Raw genomic sequence first — 18,657 nt, 5'->3', positions numbered from 1 at the left:
GCCTGGTTGTAGGTCATCCAGTAAGGCGAGGCGTAGCCGCACATGTCGGCGACCATCCACAGCCAGAATACGTTCATGCCGCGATAGGGAATGCCGCAAGCACGCAAGGGCCGCGACACGGGCACGCCGCGCCAGGGCTGGACCCACGGCTTGGTCCCGGCTTCGAGCCGGGCGATGATCTCCTGGGTGATGCGGGTCGCGGGCGACAATCCGCCGGGCGAGGGTTTGCGATAAGCCATGAGGTGTCTCCTGATGTGGTCTGCCGGCAGGTTCGCCGGTCAGCTCCGCTCAGCCTCGAGCTCCCTCCGCTCTCTTCCCAAGAAGGAAGCGGCCCCTTGGGCAAAGCCAAGGGACCGCTTCAGAGGGGCGAGTCGTCTACCTGTCAGGAGGAGGTCAGGCAGCCAGCTCGCGAGGGGTCCGATTGTCGTCGTTGCCGCCTTCGGCGCTCGCGACGGCCTCGCCGGTGGGCTCAGGGATATGCTCATCGTCCGCTTCGACCTCGACGGTCGCTACACCTGCAAAGCGCATGACCTCGGGCACCCAGGCGAGCGCGCGTTCGCGCACCTCGACTTCGGTGATGTAGGTCCCGGCGAAAACGCGCTCGGCGCTCATCGCGAGATCACCCTTCTTGACCGAGGCGAACCGGCTCGACAGGTCCGGACCGCCGACCGCAGCCAACGCGTCGAGGATCACCGCCTTCGACACCCGGTCGAAGTAGTTCGCCGCGGTCGGGCGCCACCAGGCGGCCATGTCGATGCCGATCAGGGTGGCCAGATGATCGTGGAAGTCGATCCTGCGCTCGCCGGCCATATTGAGACTTGCTTCCAAGGTGCGGCCGACGACGTGACCGAGCCAAGTGGCACGGGCTTCGTCGGAAAGTGCCCGGAACCGGTCGAACCGCTCCGACACGTCCGCGCCGCCGCGCCAGTTCTCGTCGAGGCCTGACTTGAACTCGGCGAGCGAGGCGCTCGCCGCGGCATCCTTTGCCTCAAACCCGATGATCGGGCCGGCAGGTGTGCCGCCCCGCAGTGTCGTTGCCGAACGCGCCCGGTAGTCGAGCGTATCGGCGTCGGCGAGCGTGAAGACCATCAGGTCGAGCGCGAGACCGGGATCGGACGCGACATGGAGCGCAAGGACGTCGCGGCGCTGCATCGCGAGTTCGTCGACAAGGCGCTTCGACAGCGCCGTGCGGCGCTTGCCCTCCCCGGTTTCGCCCGACACGATCTCGACCGCATCATCGTTTCCGCCGTCGGCCTCCCGTTCGCCGTAGAACACCGGCTGGAGCATCGGCGTGCCATCGCGCGACAGCACGAGGATCATCCCTGCCTCGGACTTCAGTTCGGGCGCAATCACCGGCGGACGCGCCCGGATATCCTGACACTCGCGTTCGATCGCCTCGATCGCCGCTTCGGCCGCGGCCACGGCTTCCTCGGCACTATCCTCGTCCTCGAGAATGGCGGCATGTTCATCGTACGACGTGTCGAGCTCATCGAGCCGGGCGAGTTCGGCTTCGGTGAGCGGCGCAGGTTCGGCCGGAAGCCGAACCAGCCCCTCGACGAGGTCATGGCTGGCGTAGGGATCGAGCGTCGGCTTGACCCACGCAAGGCCCTGCTCGTCGGCAAGGACCTTCGCCTGTTCCTCCATCTTCGCAGCGGCGAGGGTCTCCAGCAACGCAACATCGGCCCAGGCTTCGCTGTCCTCGTCATCGAACAACTCGCGCTCGATCGGGCCACCGGCGGCGATATAGGCATCGCGTCCAACGAGCCGGGCACGGGGGTCGCTACCTCGCACCGTGCCCGAGAGCACCATGCGGCGGATCGAGTCCGTGTTCGGGGCATAATAGCCGGTCGAGACCTGCTCGAAGACCCGGGCCTGGATCGCCTGGTCCGAAGTGGCGCCGTAGGCCTTGGCGAGGTCGAGCGTGATTTCGCCTGAAGCCAGCGCCTCGAACACGACCGGTGCGAGCTTGGCGAGGCGCAGGCGGCCTTCGACGAAACGGACGGTCAGGCCGAAACGGCGCGCCACATCCTCGATCGAGGCGCCCGCCTCGATCAGCAATGCGAAGGCTTGGGCCTCGTCGGCCGGGTTCATCGCCAGGCGGTGGAAGTTCTCCGCCAGGCTAGTCTCGATGGCGCCTTCGGCGGTGTCTTCGAGCACGAGGCAGGTCACTTCGTGGTCCTTGGGCAGGACCTTGTCGTCCGCCAGCGCCAGCATCGCCTTGCGGCGGCGCTCGCCGGCCTCGACCTCGAACTTGCCCTTGGCACCCGGGCGCACGATGAGGTTCTGCAGCAGCCCGCGGGCAGCAATGCTGGCCTTGAGCTCGGCGTCGGCCGCCGGGTCGTTATGCCGGCGGACATTGCGCGGCGAAGGAACCAGCTTGTTCAGCGGGATCGTCTTGATCATGGCACATACTCCTGATTGCGAGCCCAGCGCATCGACCATCGACGCCCAAACGGCTCAATCAGGGCAAAGCCTCCTCCCCTCTCATGTCTGCAGCTGGGCCGGCTGCGGACAGTCTGCTTAGGTCAATCTATGTCCGATAAGTTGCTATTGGACCGGAGGGAAATTAGACGGCGCCGCTTTTCGCTTCGTTGCACCAAGATCCGCGACGAAAGATCGCTCGATACTCCAGACTATTTTTGGGGATGCGCGAGGCCTCACGTCATTCTGATTGGTCATTCCCCGCCGCTCGGCTAATCAGATATGCGTGAGGGTGCTCTTCAATGAAATCTTGGCCGATGACGTTTCTCTACTTCGCGTATGGCTCCAACATGTTGCCAGCACGGCTGCTTGGCCGTTGTCCATCGGCAAAGGCCGTGGGGCTGGGCGTTGCGCGCGCATGGAGCCTCGAATTCTCCAAGGCGAGTAAGGACGGTTCGGGCAAGGCGACACTGGTTGCCGCCCCAAATTCCGCCATTCCCGGCGTCATTTTCGAGATTGATCTGGCCGAGCGAGAGCACTTGGACCAGCACGAGGGGGTGGGTTTTGGCTACCGGCGCGCCGATGCTTTCGCCGTCGAAGGAGCCACCATTCCGACCAGCACCTATCTCGGCACCTCGCTGGACCCAGCGCTACAGCCTTTCGATTGGTACCTCGCGACTGTCATTGCTGGCGCCGAACATCACGGGCTGGATGCAGCCCATATCACCGCGCTAAGGAGCACGCTCTTCGTCGAAGACACCGATTTGGATCGAAAAACCCGCGTCGCAGCGATCCAGGCGATGCGAGAGCATGGCATCGAGGATTACCGAAAGTTCCTTGAAAGTCTGGGATAAGCGTGCCGATCACCCTAAATCCTATGTCAGCGCCCCCCCAATGCGAGGGAGCACAGTGGATCGTCGATGTCCCCGACGATCTTGCACAGCTGGTCGCGCTGGTGTTGGTCGGCCAAGCCTTCCACGCCGCGCTGATCCTCGAAGGCACGCAATTGGTGCCGCCGAAGATCACGGCAAAGCTGAAAGAGACGCTCGACAAGGACCTGCATCCGACAACGGACAAGGGCATCGAACATCGCGATGGTCTCTTGTTCGAGATCATCTGCTGGGTCGCTGCCCGCAAGGGCAAGACGGGCGACGAGAAGATCGACAATTCGCATCTCAAGGCGACCAACCAAGGCACCGATGGCGTCAAAGTTACGGTCGACCAAGCGTCGAAGACGCTCACAAAAGCGACGGTCTACGAATACAAATGCACGATCCACGCTCGGCAAAAATTCCAGAGTCAGGTGCTGAAGTCGTTCCGCCAGTACATTTCGGGCGAGCGCGACAATCAGTTGGCCCAAGCAGTTCTGGCCTTGCTGGAAAGCTACGGATTCAACGGAATTGAACTCAAGACGGCATATGACACGCTTATACAGACCCGCCCACTGGCGTTTGAAGCGTCTCTGACCGTCTCGCCGTCGCAGTTTCCGGCGGCCAAATGCGTCGCGTTGTTCAAGGACTATGACTCGCTTCAGGTGTCGTTGGAGGTGCGCGGCGGTAACACGCTCCCGCTCGACGACGTTCGGGCCTGGTTTGCCGATTTCGCCGATCGTGTCTGGGCGAGGATCGTGACGTTCGATGTTTGACGCGCAAACCGCAGCCTTGATCCGGAGCGCGCCCGCTCTTGCGGGCGTCGATCCGGCGATGCTGCCGCAAGAACTGACCGGAATCTACGCCGAGCTGGCCGGCCTCAGGCTGCGCGCGGCATCGCTCGCCGAGCAGCCCGACTATCTCGCTCAGCTCGAACGCATCGAGCGGATCGCGACCATTTACGAAGCGCTCGTCGACAGCGGCGCGGAAGATCACGAACGCCGGGCCGCCGCTTTCGTCGCAGCGACCGCCTATCAGTTGCTGGGCAGAATCCGTCCAGATCTCGAGGATCGCGATCAACTCCTGACCACGCGAGCCATCGATCCACGCGTATCGGCACCGCTCCTCTTCCTGATCGCCGAGCAGAGCCCCGATGCGCGGGAAGCCGCTCGTGACCTCGCCGGCCCCCGTCTCGAAGACATCCATCGCGGCGCTCTGGTCGAAAGCGTCGAAGACTTAGCCTTGGAGCGATTTGAAGCGATCCTCGAACGAGCCGGCCGTTTGACCGGATTACGACCTGGGGCCGATGCGCCCTTTGACGAACGAGCGACGCAGGCCCTGTATGGATTGTGCTGGAGCGGCTTGGTGCAGATGGTCGCACGCTTGCTCGATCGGCCCCTTGTCGAGCTCGCCTACCGGCCGTTCGACACGCCCCAGCAAGCCTTCGCCCGGGTGGTGGAACTCGCAACCCGCTCGCTCGATCTGCCGGACACCGGACTGAACATCACCTCCAGCTATGCGGGGCCGCGCCATCTGGCCCGCTTGCTCATCCACGCCGCCGACGGGCTTGAGGACGCTGGCGTGACTCGAATCCCACCGCCCCTGGGTGCAGAAGAGAATTCGTGGAAGCTATGGGTTCGCCACCGCGCATCGAGCAAGCCGGTGCTTTGGCCGAACCACCGATCCGCCGTGGCCACGCACTTTCTGGATGTCGGCAAGTCAGCGGTGCTGGTGCTGCCGACCGGCGCTGGCAAGACTACGCTTTCAGAGTTGAAGATCGCCTCGACCCTGTCGGCCGGCAAGAAGGTCATCTTCCTCGTCCCCACCTTGGCTCTGGTCGACCAGCTTCGTGATGATCTGGCCGAGAGCTTTCCGGAGAGTCTGATCGACAGCGTCGTGTCGGCCGATGGCGACCTCACAGCGCTAATCCGCGGACCGGAGCTCGAATCGATCGAAGTGATGACGCCCGAGCGATGCCTGGCGCTGCTGAGCTTCACCGAGACCGACATGAGCGATCTTGGCCTGCTGGTCTTCGATGAATGCCATCTGTTGAGTCCCGATGGCGGCGGGTCCCGGAGCGTCGACGCGATGCTGTGCCTGCTCCACGCCATCAAACGCGCGCCGAACGCCGATCTCCTGTTGCTTTCGGCGATGCTGAAAAATGCCGGAGAGGTGGCGGATTGGCTTGAGACGATAACCGGGCGTCCCTGCATCGGCTTTCATGACCCCTGGAAGCCGAGCCGGCAGGCACGCGGCGTGGTGATCTATCCGAAGGCGCAAGTCGATGCCGCGAACGTGGTCGTGCGGCGCAAGAAACGGCTCAAGGCGGCCTATAAGGCACCACCCCTCAATGCCGACGCCTATGCATTGTTCGGGCTGCATCATGCCTGGGTAGAGACCGTCGCGACCGACACGCGGCTCGTGCGGCTTTCTGATGTGCCCGTCATACTCGGGCATGGGACTGGCGGCGCGAGCCCAAACGCGAATGATGTGGGAGCGGCGCTGGCCAAAAGCGCTGCCGCCGCTGGACTGAAGACAATCATGTTCGTCCAGCAAGCCGACCACGCGCCGACCACGGCGAAGCGCCTTCGCGGCAAGCTGCCTTCTCCACCCGATCTCACCGAGACCGAAAATGGTCTCTGGGTGGACGCGGTGGCGGAACTCGGCGCCGCAAGCTGCTCGCTGTTCGACCCAACCGCGCCCGCAATCCCGCACAACGGAGACATGATCCCGCTCGAGCGCCGGCTCGCGGAATCGGTATTCAAGAAGGCGGGAGGCGTTAACGTCATCATCGCGACCCCGACGCTGGCGCAAGGCATGAACCTTCCGGCGCAAGTCGCCATCCTGGCGGGCACGATGCGCCACAATGAAGAAGGCCGCAAACCGCTCGAAGGTCATGAGATATTGAACGCGGCCGGTCGTGCGGGACGGGCTGGCCATCTGGCGAACGGCACAGTGCTGCTAATCCCGGAACCCGTGGTGCAATTCGACGCCAACTCGGTCCCCGAAAGCGAAGCCTTCAAGATGCTGAGGGCGGTGCTGCCAGAGAACGATCAATGCGTGAAGATCGACGATCCGCTGACCCCATTGCTTGACCGCATTCAGGCCGGCGAACTCTCTGGTGCGGGTGTACGCTACCTCCTGAGCCGACTTCGCGCGGGCGAAGCGGAAGACACCGCCGTCGACAAGGCGGTTGAGATGATCAGCCGTTCCTTCGCCGGCTACCAGGCACGGCAAGCCAAGGAGGACGCCGCCTTCGACGAAAAGCTCGGTGCGTTGAAGACCGCGCTCGATACCGCCAACGAAGAGACGTCGGCACCGGTGATGCAGATCGCCGCCTTCACTGGGCTTTCGGTCGAGCCACTCGCGGCGATTGCGGCAAAAGTTGAAGCTGAAATCGACGCATTGCCCTCTACCGTGTGCGGTTGGATGGAATGGCTGATCGACTTCATGATCGCCGATCGGGCTAGCTATGCCTTGCTGTTCGGATCAGCTGTCGAAACGGTCAAGGCCGTGACGCGCGGGAAGAAGACCGGCGGCGACAGCACGGCTGCGGAGATGGAGCTGCTCAAGACCGCGCTGGCCGCGTGGCTTAAAGGCGAGCCCTTCTATCGCATCGAGACATCCCTTGGCGTTCCAGCGGCCAAGATTGGGGTCTGCAAGCGCACCCGCGACCTGATCAATCGGATCGCCAACCGACAGCTCTACATGGTCGCCGCTGCGGCCGCAGAGGTTATCCGCCAGACGCTCACGGCCAAGGAAAAGGTCGCCGCAAATCCAGCGGTGCTTGAAATCTTGGCCTACGCGATCCGGCGCGGTCTTGACTCACCTGAGAAAGTCGCGTTCGCCTACCGAACCCCAAGCGCTCGCTCGCGGGTCCTTCTGCACCGCGCGTTTGCTGAAACGGTCGGGGATCGCCCGCCGGTGCTGGGCTTCGATTTCGAGCAGGTCATGCGCCATCTCGATGCCGTCCTCGCATTTGGGTCGCTCGATCTCTCCGCCATTGGATCAATCGCTGACGCGTCATCGAACCCGCTTTCGAGCGATTGAAGCACGGTCTCCAATGACCAAGATTGGGCGCGAAGCAGACGAGCAGCTCCCTCTCCTTCAACCGGGCCAAAATGGTTTCGGTTCAGGCGGTATGAACCACACGAAAGACCGCGCCCGTCCCCGCATCGCGCACCAGATCGACGCGCGTCCCATCCCAATGATAGTCGAGATGGCGGCCCTGGACGGGTTCGGACGCGCAGTCAGGGTAGAACAGTCCGACGCATTCCCCTCCGGGATGCCGGATGCTCGGATAGACCACTCCATTGGCCCCACCCGCCTTAAGGGCCGCCGCAAGCCTCTGGGATGCCACATAGCTGTCGGGATCAAGTGCGGGATTGGCGAGCTCGGTCCCTCTCAGGTCGTGCAGGTCGGCACTGACCGACATGACAATCTCCCGGAACTGAGAGGTCCAACCAGGTGCTTCGGCGGTCCGGGCCATGAACCGGGCATGGTGATGGATGGTTTCGAACAAGGCCGTCTCGAAGACATTTCCGACATAGAGGACGCCGTAGCTGCCATCCGTGAATCGGCTTGGCCGGTCCATGCTGACGTGGGTGAACGGCGCCATCAGATAGGACGCGCCGTTGCCGCCCACCCGGCGGTCAACTGGCACGAGATCGAGATTACCGATCGTCGCCATGATGCGTGGATTGGTCTTTTGCTCTGCCGAGATTAGCAGCGGCCAGTCAGCGGGGTCAGCTATGTCTTCGAACAGGTCAATCGGCGGAAAGGCGCTGCGGAGGATCCTAACAGCGCCTTTCCACTTAACATGGGAGACAGGGCCTTGTTCTGCAGCCGTCACCAGCCACCGCGCTCGGCGTCGAGGTAGCGGCGCACGCGCATGATGTCGGTGAGTTCGCCGCCGAGCATGACATCAAGTGCGCTCGATCCGGCAAATGCGCTATTGTCTGCCTTGATCCAGGTATAACCGCGCTGGGCTTCCGAAAAGACGATCCGTAGCGCCTTGTGAATGCCCATCAAGTTGGAGAGGCGAGCCGCGCCATCGCGCGAGACCCGGCCGGGCCCTTCAGCCTTCCAGCGACGATAGGAGCGCACTGGCATGTCAAGCAGCGTCGCCGCCTGTTCGTCGGTAAGTTCCCACTTGCCAAACAGGTTCAGTGCCGCGCGGAACATCGCGGCGGCCTCCTCCTGCGTGACAGGATCAGGCCGAAACGCCTGAGGGGCGGTATCAACGGGTTGCAAAACAAGCATGGCGGCTCTCCATATGGCACTATATAATCCATTGGTTGCCATTTGGCAATATGCGTTGCAGCTACTGGCAAAGCCGCGCGAGGATACCCGAAGCGCCTGTCGTCGGCACGAACAGCCGCGTCTGATAGCGGATGATCTCGCAAAAACAGCCTTGCGCCTTGTACCAGTCAAGCCGTGCCGCCGACCAACCGGCAAGCTCGAGCCGCTGCGTCCCGTTGACCAGGCTGCGCTTGAGGGTGAGCGCCTCGTGGCCCTTGACCTCCATCGGCCGGCCACCGGTGAGCACAGCGTCGACGATCTGCTCGGCCGAGAACGCGTGTTCGTCCTCCAGACCCAGGGCCTGGCAGAGTTCGGGAACGCAGTGGAGTGGCACTTCGCGACCCAATAGCGAGCGCCCGTCGCGAGCGGAGATCCGACTGACCCGAACGTAGTCGGAAGGGAGCTTGTCCCAGACCGGCAGCAGCAGCCCAGTCGCGAGATGCAGTCGTTCGCGCTTGTGGCTCGCGGCGGCTTCATCGACCTCAGCTTGCCAGAGGCGACGAAACTCGGCGAAATCGACGGGCTCCCAGTTGCTTTCCTCAAGCTGCTCGGCGGTTAGATGGCCGTGCTTCAAGGGCCGGACCAGTTCAAAGCGGGCAACCCGCGTGCCGTCGTCGGCAAGCAGGCTGCGTGCCGGAACCAATAGCCCAATCCGGCCCGAGCGAGCATTGCGCAGCAACTGCTGGCGCTCGCCCGAGAGACCGTAGAGCTCCTCAAGCCGCGCGAGGCCCAAGGGCTTCAACGCGCGGGCGATCTCGAGTTCGAGAAGGTGCGTGGTCGCGCCCGAGAGCGCATCGGTGCGCAGCAGGGTGTCGGAGAGCACCTCGAAGTGCTCGACCGCGATGGTCTCGACCCCGAGTTCGAGCGTGCCTGCCTGCCGGGCGGCATCGATCCGCGCTTCGACGAGTCCAAGGAACTCGTCGAAGATGCCGTTCTGCAGGGCGATCGGCAGCGCGAGTATGCGGTTGAGCCAGCGCTGGATCGTCGGCAGGTCGTCGACCATCGATCCGTCGGGGCCTTCGATCCTGAGCCCGGTCAGTTGCTCGAACCGCGCAAGGCTCACGGCGTCGAGCTTGCCGGTGAACAGCAAGCCGAACCAGCGGTGAAGCGCCTCCTTGGCATAGGAGCTTTCGAGATTGTCGGCGGGATCGAACAGGTTCTGCCCCCCGGTCTGGCGTTGACCGCGGGTTAGCGCGCCGAGGCTGTCAAGCCGTCGAGCGATGGTCGAGATAAACCGCCGCTCGCCGCGCACATCGGTGGTGACGGGACGGAACAGCGGCGCCGAGGCCTGGTTGGTGCGGTTGGTCCGCCCGAGTCCCTGGATGGCGGCATCGGCGCGCCAGCCCGGCTCAAGCAGGAAATGGACGCGGCGCGCCTGGTTCTTCGCCGCAAGGTCGGCATGATAGCTGCGGCCCGTACCGCCGGCGTCAGAGAAGACCAGAACCTTCTTCGAGCCGTCCATGAACGCCTGTGTCTCGGCGACATTGGCACGGGGGCTACGGGATTGAAGCTGCTGGCGCCCATCGCGTCCGACGATCAGCCGACGGGTTCGCCCGGTGACCTCGGCTACCTGGTCGGTCCCGAACCGCTCGATGATCGCACCGAGCGCGGTGGCGATCGGCGGCAACGCGCAGAGTTGCTCGATCATTCTGTCGCGCGCGTCGAGCGCCGAGCGGCACAGCACCGGGGCGCCGGCATCGTCGACCATCGGCTCGGAGCGCGGATTGCCGTTCTCGTCCTTGAATACCGCCATCAACCGCACCGGAAAGCTCTTGGTGAGGTAGTCGATCACGTATTCGCGGGGAGAAAGGTCGATCTCAAGCGCTTCACGTTCGGCATCGGTAAGGTCGGCGAGGCGGCGATCGAGCATGGCCTCCGCAGTCGAGACGAGCTGCACCACCGCGGCATTGCCTTCGGCAAGTGTCGTTTCGATTGCCGGTAGCAGGCTCGGCAACTTCATCGAGAGCAGCAATTGCGCAAAGAACCGCTGCTTGGTGCCCTCGAAGATCGAGAGCGCAGCCGCCTTGGCCCCTGAGTTCAGGGTGTCTCCGCTGTCGGCATCGACAATCCGGGTCGCCTCCAGAGCATCGCGCAGGTTGGCATGGATGATCGCCCAGGCTTCGGCATAAGCGTCGTAGACCGCGATCTGGTCGACGGAGAGGCAATGTTCGAGGATCTCGTATTCGACCCCGGCGAACGACAGCGCTCGCGCGGTGTAGAGCCCTAGCGATTTGAGATCGCGGGCGACCAGTTCCATCGCGGCAATGCCGCCATCGCGGATGTCGGCGACGAAGGCCTCGCGGTTGGCGAAGGCGGTTTCCGGTCCCCAGAGGCCAAGCCGGGTCGCATAGGCGAGATTGTTGACGTCTGACGCCCCGGTTGCCGAGGCATAGAGCACGCGGGCGCGCGGCAGCAGGTTCTGAAGCCGCACCCCGGCGACGCCTTGCTCCGATCCCTTGACCTTGCCGCGTGAGCCTTCACCGCCCGCGGCGTTGGCCATGGCGTGGGCTTCGTCGAAGACGATCACCCCGTCGAAGTCGTCACCCGCCCATTCGAGGATCTGCTCGAGCCGGGTCGCATCGCTGCGGCCTGAGCGAAGGGTCGGATAGGTGACGAAGAGGATGCCCTCGCGCATCCCGACCCGGACCCCGAGCTTCCATTGCCCGAGCGGCTGGACGTCGATAGGCAGGCCCCCAAGCGCGCTCCAGTCGCGGCGCGCGTCTTCGAGCAGCGCTTCGTTCTTCGAAATCCAGATATGGCGGCGCTCGCCCCTCACCCAGCGATCGAGAATGACCGAGGCAACCTGCCGGCCTTTGCCCGCGCCGGTCCCGTCGCCAAGGAAGTAGCCCATCCGGTAGGTCCGGCCCTCGGCGCTCGCCTTTAGCACGCAGCCCTTGTCGTCGGGCTCGAACCTGCCCGAAAGATCCCGGGCATGGGCGTTCGCGGCATAGATCAGCGTCTCGGTCTGCGCGGCGGAGAGAACGCCTTTGGTGATAAGATCGGAAGGCAGCTGCGGCACCGCCTCGGGCACCGGCGCGGTGATCGAGCCCATCGCGACCGATTCCACCAGTGGCGTCGGATGTTCGACAGCGCCGGCGATCGCGATGCGGCTCGGTCGGTAAGGCAGATAGTGCCCAACCTGCTCGGCGATCGGCGCGGGCGCATCGAGCGGTTGGTAAACCAGCGGCTGGATCGACGGTGCGGCCGCGACGGGCCGAACCACGAGCGGGACCGGTTTGCTCGGCTGTGCGACGAGCCGCAGCGGGAGCGCCGGTCTTGCAACGATGATCGGCTCAGCAATCTGCCCCGTGCGATCAGGCAAAAGGCCGACCAGGAAGCAGAGCTCGGCAAAGTTCACCGGCTTGGCGATGACCGGACTATCGCCGCCATCGACCTTGTCGAGCACCAAAAGCCGGGTGGTGATCGAGGTGCCCTGCTTGACGAAACCGCGCTCGATCGCGGCGTTGAGCCGCAGCGCCACTGGGCCGGTGATGCCGACAAGGAAGCGCGGCAGATCAAACCATTCGGGCATCACCGCGACGAGGCGACCGCCGGGAAGCAGCCGCTTCCAGGCCGAGCGTAGGTGCCGCGCACCGGTGTGTCCGTCGTGGCCGCGCTCAATCCCGTGCGAATAGGGCGGGTTCATCAGCACCACGCTTGGTGCGACCAGCGGATCGAGCAGCTCATCTATCAGTTCGCCATCGTAGGCGGTCACGCTCGCCGCCGGGAACAGAGCCCCAAGGCACTCACGGCGCAGCGGTGAAATTTCATTAAGCGCGAGGCGAGCGCGGGACTTCGCGGCCCAAACCGCCAGCATCCCGGTCCCAGCCGAGGGTTCGAGCGCCAATTCTCCGGCAGAAATCCCGCAGGCCCGGGCGGCGAGCCAGGCGATGCGGGGCGGCGTTGCGAACTGTTGCCATTCGATCTGCTCGTCGCTGCGAGTGGTCTGGCTCGGCACCAGCGCTTCCAAGCGAGAAAAGGTCCGATCGGCCAATTCAGGCGACACAGCGGTGACGAGCTCGGACTCGTCAGCCAAGAATAGCACCTGGGCCAATTCGAGCACGGCATGGGCATCTCGCACCGACCAGCGGCCTTCGGCATCGCTGCCGCCGAAATGCTCGCGCATCGTGGCGTTCAGAACGGCGCGGGAGATAGCCTGATCGGCACCGATCCGGGCAGCCAGCGACCTGGCCGCGGCCAGCACCTGCGGTTCGGCGGGGATGGGAAATGCGAAAGCGGGTGAAGCATGAGACATGGTGGAACCTCCTGACGAGGCCCAAGTCCGTCCGGGGGCCTCAAAAGGCCCCAAGCCATCTTTCCTCTCTGTGACGCTCAAACCGTTACGCGCAATCGCCGCATCAGCACGTCGTTCCAGTCCTCGTCGGTCCGTTCAGGGCGCCTGGTGACAATCCGACGATCCTCGCAGGCATAGGCTTCACGCGCGCGTTCTTCGGCAAGCAGGCCACCGGCATCGTTGTCGACGAAGAGATGGAGTTCGCGCACCGATTCCGGGATTGTTACCAAGCCAAACCGCTCGTTGCCGAGCGTCGCCCAGCAGGGAATGCCGAACATCTGCATTGCCGAGAGCGCGGACTCATTTCCTTCGGCAAGACCAAGGCGGCCACCGAGCGGGTTAGCTAGGCGCACGGCACCGGAGCCGGGACTGCCTAGCGCGCGCTTGGGCTGCTCGAATGTGGCGAGACGGTCGCTATCGGTATCGAGGAAGGTTCGGTGCAGAGCCAGAATACCGGCGTCGTTGCGTACCGCTGCCACCAAGGCCGGTAAGAACCGCACCGCGCCCTTCGGGCCCAGCGGCATGCGCGGATGAAAGCGCAGGTCGGAAGATGAGATCGTGATGCCTCGTCCGGCGAGGTAGCGGGCGGCCGGGCTGCCTGCGAGGAGCGAGGCCTCGCGCCACAGCCTCAGCGCGTTGCGGTCGGCGATTTCGTGACGCGGCTTGGATGTTACGGGGCCGCCCGTCCCGTCGAAGAGGTCCGAGATCCGCACCCCATGCTTGGCCATGCCCTGCATGACTGCCTCGTTGGTGCAGCCGGCGAAGCAATGGACCAAGATCGCGCGCTTGCCGAGCGTGATGCTGAGCGAGGGGGTACGATCAGCGTGGGCCGGGCAGCAACACATACCGCGCGAGCGCGACCATGTCCCGCTCAGCGCCTCGACAATCTTACGAGCGCGGGCTTCGAGCGTTTCGCGACCTTGAACCTGGGACATGGGGCATCTCCATCGTGACATGCCTCCACCCGCGCAGCCTCCGCTCTGCGCTGCTGCCAATGCGTTTTCCTACATGACGTGTTCTATATATGTTCTCACTCGATTCGGCCAGAGAAGGAATCGCGATATGAGACTGAGATGGGCAACGATCACAGCGGCGGTGGCGGGATTGGCGTTCGTCGTCCCCGCTCAGGCGCAGGAGGAAACGGCCCCTGAAGCTGTTGCGTCACCTGAGATTCGACCTGACGGCTTCCGCGTGGCCGAGGCGTCGAACGGTTTTCAATTGGTCGAACACGGGATCTGGCAGGGTCCTCAGAATATCACTACGGCCGCTGCCTCTAACCTTGAAGCGGGCCGGGCCTACCTCCCCTATCGCTATGCAAAGGCCGAAAGCAGGGGGCCGTCAGGATTTCGTCGGGCAAGCTACCTTCCCCATGTCTATGCCGCGGAAACGCAATATGCGTTGCCGGCGGGCCTTCTCGACGCGTTGGTATGGACGGAGTCCCGATATAATCCTTTGGCGATCAGCAAGGCTGGTGCCGCTGGCCTGGGTCAGTTGATGCCGGCGACCGCCCGCGACCTTGGCGTTTCAAACCGCTTCGATCCAATGGCGAACATCTTTGGCGCGGCGCGGTATCTCCGCCAGATGCTCGACAAGTTCGGGGTAGTGCATCTGGCCCTCGCTGCCTACAATGCAGGCCCTGGCGCCGTCGAGCGAGCTGGCGGTATCCCACGCAATGGCGAGACACCGGCCTATGTGCGCGATGTGCTGCGTCATTGGCGCTTCTGAGCAGGGGGATGGTTGTGAGTTCCGGTCGAATACGCGTGTCAGGAATGCTGAGCCGCGGCAGGCGCGGGATGATCCTGACCACGAAAGCTGACGAGGTCTGGATCGTCGAAGGCGAGGAAGTTGCGGACGATCTCATCGGCTCGAAGGTGATCGTTGAAGGCGTTGTTGCAGGGATGGATCGCCTACGCGCCGACTGGATTGGCGCGGACAGTCATCCTTCCTGATTCTCCTGCGGCGGATATTTCGCGACGAGTTGGAGAACCTCCCTGCCCCATATTGCGAGAGCTTCGCGCTTCTCATTGGTGTACTGATGCCGATGATAAACCCCGGCGACACCGGCCATTGCCGAGCCCGATTGATGATTGAGAACAGCTTCCGAAACGACCAGCGGTATTCCAAGCCTCTGCAGCCCGGTTGCCACTGTCCGGCGAATGTCATGCATGGTGAAATGACCGGCGTCATAGCCGAGCTTCTCGTCCACGCTTGCCCTAATCCGCTTCCAGGCCTTTGACAGCCCACTGACACTGTTCGTGTTGGTGACCTTGGATGCCAATAGAATTTGGGATTGCTTGTGAGCGTCGTCAGGCGCGATCCCCGCGGCCGCAAAGATGTCGGTGACGACTGCGAGGGCCTGCGCGGATAGCGGTACCACATTTGCCTTGCCGTTTTTCGCTCTGTCTCCCGGTACGGTCCAAACCTTCCCCTTGAAGTCGAACTCGTCGCAAGTGGCGTCGAGCACCTCTCCGCGGCGCTGGGCTGTGAGAATCAGCATTTGCACAAGATGACCAAACGGGAAGCCATCCTCGACAGCGGCTTGCCACAGTGCGGCGAGCTCTCGATCGCTGAGTACGCGGTCGCGAGGCTCGCTTCGCTTGGGACGCCAAGCATCTCGGCAAGGATTGGCTGGCAAATGCTCGAGTCTGGTGAGTGCCCAAGTGTAGAAAGTCGAGAGATGGCGATAAACGATGCGCGCCATCGTCAGGGTTTCCTTGCCCCGCTCGAATGCGATCTTCTCGACAAAACGGCTCACGTCGCTTCGAGTGATGGAATCGGCGAGCCGGTCACCCAGCTCAGGTTCGATGTACTTCCGGAAGACCCGGTCGAACTCCTTGGCGCTCCGCTTTTTACCCTCGATCTGCTGGGACAGGTAAATCTCGTATAGCTCGGCAACCGTTCCGACGCCCTTCGATCCCTTCCTCTTCGCGCCGGGCTTTCTGGCGATGTTCTTGCCTTGCTCAACATCAACGAGGAGATCTCTTGCCTTCCGCCGAGCATTGGCAAGCGTGAAGCTCGGGCCATGTCGCCCGATCGTGACGTTCAACCATTTACCTTGAACTCGCTTGCGCAAGATGTACGTCTTGATGCCGCTCGCGCCCATCCGAAGCCGGAGCCCGGTCACGATGCCATCAGCAAGCTCAATTTGTCCGGTAGCAGGAGCCTTCAAGCCTGCGATCCGAGCATCCGTCAAACCAACTTTGTTCGCCATATGTACCTGCTACCTTAGGTAGCTTTTGGTACTGGATACTGGCGAACATTTCAAGAACAATACGGACTATGAATCGCAGATTTCTGCCATTTTTGGACCCATGCGGACGCGCTAGGACCCTCTGATTGCAGCTCTTAATCAGCGGGTCCTAGGTTCGAGCCCTAGTGCGTCCACCAAAATCTCCCAGAAAAGCAACGGTTTAAGGCGGGTTCCCGAAAAGGGATGGAACCTAACTTGCTCCATAGGTTCCATATAGGTTCCGTGAGCGCTACACCGTCCAGCCGTGTCCACCACGGTCCAAAAAATATTTATCGCGTCGCTTCGACGCACCGCATAGATCGGTTAGCAGGGAACCTTGAAGTCGAAGTGCGCTCGGGGGGAGCGGTGAATGTCTAAATTCATTCAATCGGTGCTAACGGGGCTTAAGCGTCGGTGGAAACGCGCCGGCACTGCCTTTCTAAGCGTCCTAGGTTCCGTGTGGCTTGTCACCGAAGTTCTGACGCGCGTCTCACATGACACGAATCAATGGCTGGACAACCATGGCACCTCATATCTTGTCTTCGCCATAGCCAGCGCGACTATCGGATTTCTGATTGCTGCATATGAGGCTAGGGCTGTCGCCTTCACGATACCCAATACCGACACAACGCTGACCCTGAAGTTTTCGAACATCTTCGATGAGGCCGCAGATTGGATCATCGGAGTGAACGAATTTTTCGACAGCACCTTGGGCAACATCGTGTCAGCCAATTCCCTTCACGGCCAGATCATCGCGAAACTTTACAACGGCAACGAAGCGAATTTCCGGCGCGACGTCGACGCGGCGCTAGCGGGGCAGCAAAGTGAGCCAGTGCAAAGGGCGGAGGGGCAAACCGCACGGTTCCCGCTCGGGACAACTGCCGTCATCGCTCGCGGCCCTCACAAGATATTTCTCGTCGCGATATCCAAGACTGATTTGGCGACGCATCGCTCCAGTTCCACAGTGCCAATCCTTTGGGACGCATTGAGCGATGCGTTCAAAGAGGTGGACAGCCGTGGCAACGGCGATCCGTTAGCAATGCCATTGATCGGCAACGGCCGGGCCAGCTTGAACATCCCCCCTCAACATTTGCTGAGGATCATCACGCTCAAGCTGACCGAGCTTGGGAAGCAATACGACTTGCCGAGGCGGATCACGATCAACCTATCTGACGACTGCTTCGAGCATCTCGATTTGGTCGAAATCAAGCGGGGCTGGAGCATCGTCTAATGGCTTACCGAAACGGCACCTACATCGCGTTCCACGCCGAGGGCAAAACGGACCCAACGGCATCGGATATCAAGTATTATCGAATGCTGAAGGCTTGGCATGAACACGATGATATCGAGTTCAAATTCGTCAATAGCCACGACAAAGTGGCCGCCGTGCGCGACACCAGCACCAAGCAGACGATCATGCGAAGCCTTCGCGAGCGCTTGGACAACTCAAAAAACATGGTGCTGATTATTGGAGAAACCACAAAGAACGACACCGACTTTGTGCCCTACGAAATCGCCTATGCGGTCGACACTTGCAAGATTCCAATCATTTGCGTTTACACGGGCTATTCAAGCATCCTCAATCCGAAGTCCCATAGGGACGAATGGCCACCGGCGTTGGCAAAAAGAATCGACGCGAACACCGTTCGTGCGCTTCACATCCCCTTCAAACAAAAGGTAATCGATACTGCGATTGGGCAGTTTCACCTAAACAACCTGCCAGAAGGTTCGCTAACTTACTATACCAAAGAAGCCCAAAAGAGCATGGGCGTGACCTTCAGTTCTTAGTTTCTCTCTCTCATTCATCGGCCGTCAGCAAATCGAGCACCTGCCGCATCCCGACATAGGATTGGAACGGCACGAGCCGCTTCACCGCTTCGCCTTGGCTGTCGGTGATCCCGTCGCCAGTGGCCGCCCCAATCGGAGCCCCGGCGGCCTTCGACACGTCGGAGACTAGACCGGCCGTGGGGCCGAGCAGCTTGCCCACCGGGTCGACGTCAATGCGCCGAATGCCCTTCCCGCCCTGCGGCGCGTCGGGAAAAGCGGCCATGAGCGGGTCCTTCACGGGATTGATCCCCGTCATGGTGTCGACCGTAGCGGCCGCCTCGATCGGCAGGGCGAAGAAGCCGGAGGCGTCCAGCGCCTCCCCGAGCACATAGCCGGGATTTTCGGCCGCCTGCCGGAACCGCTCGAAGCGCTCACCACCGGACGCATAGGCGCGCAGCCAGGCGGAGAGTAGTCCGACAGACGTCATGCCCACCATCATGCTCGTGAAGTGCGCCCGGCCTTCCTGCATCCCGCGCAAGAGCACGCGCTGATGGCTGGCGAGGTTATAGGTGCGGAACTGGAGCAGCGCTTTGCCGAGCGGCGTATTGGCGAAGAGCGGCGCGTCGCCGACGCTGCGCGTCACCACGACGCTATCCACCTCTTTCGACACGGCCGCCCGATAGGCCCGCACCGCTTCGGCACTGCCCCATTTTTCCGTATTGGCGGCTTTGTTGCGCAAATGGGCGGAGGGATTCCCGTTGTGAATCCAGTTTGTT

Annotated in this window: 15 protein-coding genes and 1 tRNA gene; 8 read left to right on the top strand and 8 right to left on the bottom strand. The window is 62.5% G+C overall.

Annotated features, from left to right (window positions below; all coding sequences use genetic code 11):
- Both V7D69_RS13150 and V7D69_RS13145 read right to left on the bottom strand, forming a co-directional pair.
- Positions 1-239 (bottom strand): ArdC family protein (locus V7D69_RS13150; RefSeq protein ID WP_333606023.1); only part of this gene is annotated, 239 nt, incomplete at its 3' end.
- A gap of 154 nt (positions 240-393) precedes the next feature.
- The gene (locus V7D69_RS13145) at positions 394-2,403 is read right to left on the bottom strand and encodes a ParB/RepB/Spo0J family partition protein (RefSeq protein WP_333606022.1); all 2,010 of its coding nucleotides are present in this window, start codon (positions 2,401-2,403) and stop codon (positions 394-396) included.
- A 320-nt stretch (positions 2,404-2,723) separates the two neighbouring features.
- Here V7D69_RS13145 and V7D69_RS13140 point away from each other — a divergent pair, with 320 nt between their 5' ends.
- The 3 genes from V7D69_RS13140 to V7D69_RS13130 are packed head-to-tail and all read left to right on the top strand — an operon-like array spanning position 2,724 to position 7,340.
- A complete protein-coding gene (locus V7D69_RS13140) occupies positions 2,724-3,275 on the top strand; it encodes a gamma-glutamylcyclotransferase family protein (RefSeq protein ID WP_333606021.1) in 552 nt (183 codons plus the stop codon).
- A gap of 2 nt (positions 3,276-3,277) precedes the next feature.
- The gene (locus tag V7D69_RS13135; RefSeq protein ID WP_333606020.1) at positions 3,278-4,066 is read left to right on the top strand and encodes a hypothetical protein; all 789 of its coding nucleotides are present in this window, start codon (positions 3,278-3,280) and stop codon (positions 4,064-4,066) included.
- Positions 4,059-7,340 carry a DEAD/DEAH box helicase gene (locus tag V7D69_RS13130; protein WP_333606019.1) on the top strand — a complete coding sequence of 1,094 codons (3,282 nt, stop codon included), beginning with the start codon at positions 4,059-4,061 and terminating at the stop codon, positions 7,338-7,340. Before V7D69_RS13135 ends, V7D69_RS13130 begins: the two co-directional genes overlap by 8 nt.
- 82 nt (positions 7,341-7,422) lie before the next feature.
- Here V7D69_RS13130 and V7D69_RS13125 read toward each other — a convergent pair whose 3' ends face one another.
- From V7D69_RS13125 to V7D69_RS13110, 4 genes are all read right to left on the bottom strand, one after another.
- Positions 7,423-7,980, bottom strand: coding sequence for an RES family NAD+ phosphorylase (locus tag V7D69_RS13125; RefSeq protein WP_333606018.1), 558 nt, complete (start codon positions 7,978-7,980; stop codon positions 7,423-7,425).
- Positions 7,981-8,138: 158 nt separating this feature from the next.
- Complete coding sequence (locus V7D69_RS13120; protein WP_333606017.1) at positions 8,139-8,552, bottom strand: MbcA/ParS/Xre antitoxin family protein; 414 nt, start codon at positions 8,550-8,552, stop codon at positions 8,139-8,141.
- A 61-nt stretch (positions 8,553-8,613) separates the two neighbouring features.
- A complete protein-coding gene (locus V7D69_RS13115) occupies positions 8,614-12,846 on the bottom strand; it encodes a strawberry notch-like NTP hydrolase domain-containing protein (RefSeq protein WP_333606016.1) in 4,233 nt (1,410 codons plus the stop codon).
- Between the two features lie 77 nt (positions 12,847-12,923).
- Positions 12,924-13,820, bottom strand: coding sequence for a DUF7146 domain-containing protein (locus V7D69_RS13110; RefSeq protein WP_442947062.1), 897 nt, complete (start codon positions 13,818-13,820; stop codon positions 12,924-12,926).
- A gap of 127 nt (positions 13,821-13,947) precedes the next feature.
- Here V7D69_RS13110 and V7D69_RS13105 point away from each other — a divergent pair, with 127 nt between their 5' ends.
- The gene (locus V7D69_RS13105; protein ID WP_333606014.1) at positions 13,948-14,610 is read left to right on the top strand and encodes a lytic transglycosylase domain-containing protein; all 663 of its coding nucleotides are present in this window, start codon (positions 13,948-13,950) and stop codon (positions 14,608-14,610) included.
- An 8-nt stretch (positions 14,611-14,618) separates the two neighbouring features.
- Positions 14,619-14,834: a DUF5818 domain-containing protein gene (locus V7D69_RS13100; RefSeq protein WP_333606013.1), complete on the top strand. Its 216-nt coding sequence runs from the start codon at positions 14,619-14,621 to the stop codon at positions 14,832-14,834.
- Here the strand turns inward: V7D69_RS13100 and V7D69_RS13095 are convergent.
- A complete protein-coding gene (locus V7D69_RS13095) occupies positions 14,822-16,096 on the bottom strand; it encodes a tyrosine-type recombinase/integrase (RefSeq protein WP_333606012.1) in 1,275 nt (424 codons plus the stop codon). The two genes, V7D69_RS13100 and V7D69_RS13095, sit on opposite strands and share 13 nt — an antisense overlap.
- Positions 16,097-16,200: 104 nt before the next feature.
- On the opposite strand from V7D69_RS13095, the gene V7D69_RS13090 reads away from it, so the two are divergent.
- The 3 genes from V7D69_RS13090 to V7D69_RS13080 all read left to right on the top strand — a co-directional run bounded on the left by V7D69_RS13090 (position 16,201) and on the right by V7D69_RS13080 (position 17,902).
- Positions 16,201-16,272 (top strand) — tRNA-OTHER (locus V7D69_RS13090).
- 212 nt (positions 16,273-16,484) lie between these two features.
- Positions 16,485-17,345, top strand: a complete 861-nt coding sequence (locus tag V7D69_RS13085; RefSeq protein WP_333606011.1) for a macro domain-containing protein — start codon at positions 16,485-16,487, stop codon at positions 17,343-17,345.
- Positions 17,345-17,902 carry a TIR domain-containing protein gene (locus V7D69_RS13080; RefSeq protein ID WP_333606010.1) on the top strand — a complete coding sequence of 186 codons (558 nt, stop codon included), beginning with the start codon at positions 17,345-17,347 and terminating at the stop codon, positions 17,900-17,902. The genes V7D69_RS13085 and V7D69_RS13080 overlap by 1 nt, the downstream gene beginning before the upstream one ends.
- Positions 17,903-17,912: 10 nt before the next feature.
- Here V7D69_RS13080 and V7D69_RS13075 read toward each other — a convergent pair.
- Positions 17,913-18,657 (bottom strand): hypothetical protein (locus tag V7D69_RS13075; protein ID WP_333606009.1); only part of this gene is annotated, 745 nt, incomplete at its 5' end.

This window comes from Novosphingobium sp. (assembly GCF_036733805.1).
Taxonomy (GTDB): Bacteria; Pseudomonadota; Alphaproteobacteria; order Sphingomonadales; family Sphingomonadaceae; genus Novosphingobium.
The sequence above is the reverse complement of the archived record's forward strand: the minus strand, read 5'-3'. Positions and strand labels throughout refer to the sequence as shown.

Bases quoted from the DNA above. Each gene is read 5' to 3' on its own strand.
- V7D69_RS13115 (WP_333606016.1), bottom strand. From the start codon at position 12,846: ATGTCTCATGCTTCACCCGCTTTCGCATTTCCCATCCCCGCCGAACCG.
- V7D69_RS13085 (WP_333606011.1), top strand. From the start codon at position 16,485: ATGTCTAAATTCATTCAATCGGTGCTAACGGGGCTTAAGCGTCGGTGG.
- V7D69_RS13125 (WP_333606018.1), bottom strand. From the start codon at position 7,980: ATGGCGACGATCGGTAATCTCGATCTCGTGCCAGTTGACCGCCGGGTG.
- V7D69_RS13140 (WP_333606021.1), top strand. From the start codon at position 2,724: ATGAAATCTTGGCCGATGACGTTTCTCTACTTCGCGTATGGCTCCAAC.
- V7D69_RS13145 (WP_333606022.1), bottom strand. From the start codon at position 2,403: ATGATCAAGACGATCCCGCTGAACAAGCTGGTTCCTTCGCCGCGCAAT.
- V7D69_RS13105 (WP_333606014.1), top strand. From the start codon at position 13,948: ATGAGACTGAGATGGGCAACGATCACAGCGGCGGTGGCGGGATTGGCG.
- V7D69_RS13095 (WP_333606012.1), bottom strand. From the start codon at position 16,096: ATGGCGAACAAAGTTGGTTTGACGGATGCTCGGATCGCAGGCTTGAAG.
- V7D69_RS13080 (WP_333606010.1), top strand. From the start codon at position 17,345: ATGGCTTACCGAAACGGCACCTACATCGCGTTCCACGCCGAGGGCAAA.
- V7D69_RS13120 (WP_333606017.1), bottom strand. From the start codon at position 8,552: ATGCTTGTTTTGCAACCCGTTGATACCGCCCCTCAGGCGTTTCGGCCT.
- V7D69_RS13100 (WP_333606013.1), top strand. From the start codon at position 14,619: ATGGTTGTGAGTTCCGGTCGAATACGCGTGTCAGGAATGCTGAGCCGC.
- V7D69_RS13110 (WP_442947062.1), bottom strand. From the start codon at position 13,820: ATGTCCCAGGTTCAAGGTCGCGAAACGCTCGAAGCCCGCGCTCGTAAG.
- V7D69_RS13130 (WP_333606019.1), top strand. From the start codon at position 4,059: ATGTTTGACGCGCAAACCGCAGCCTTGATCCGGAGCGCGCCCGCTCTT.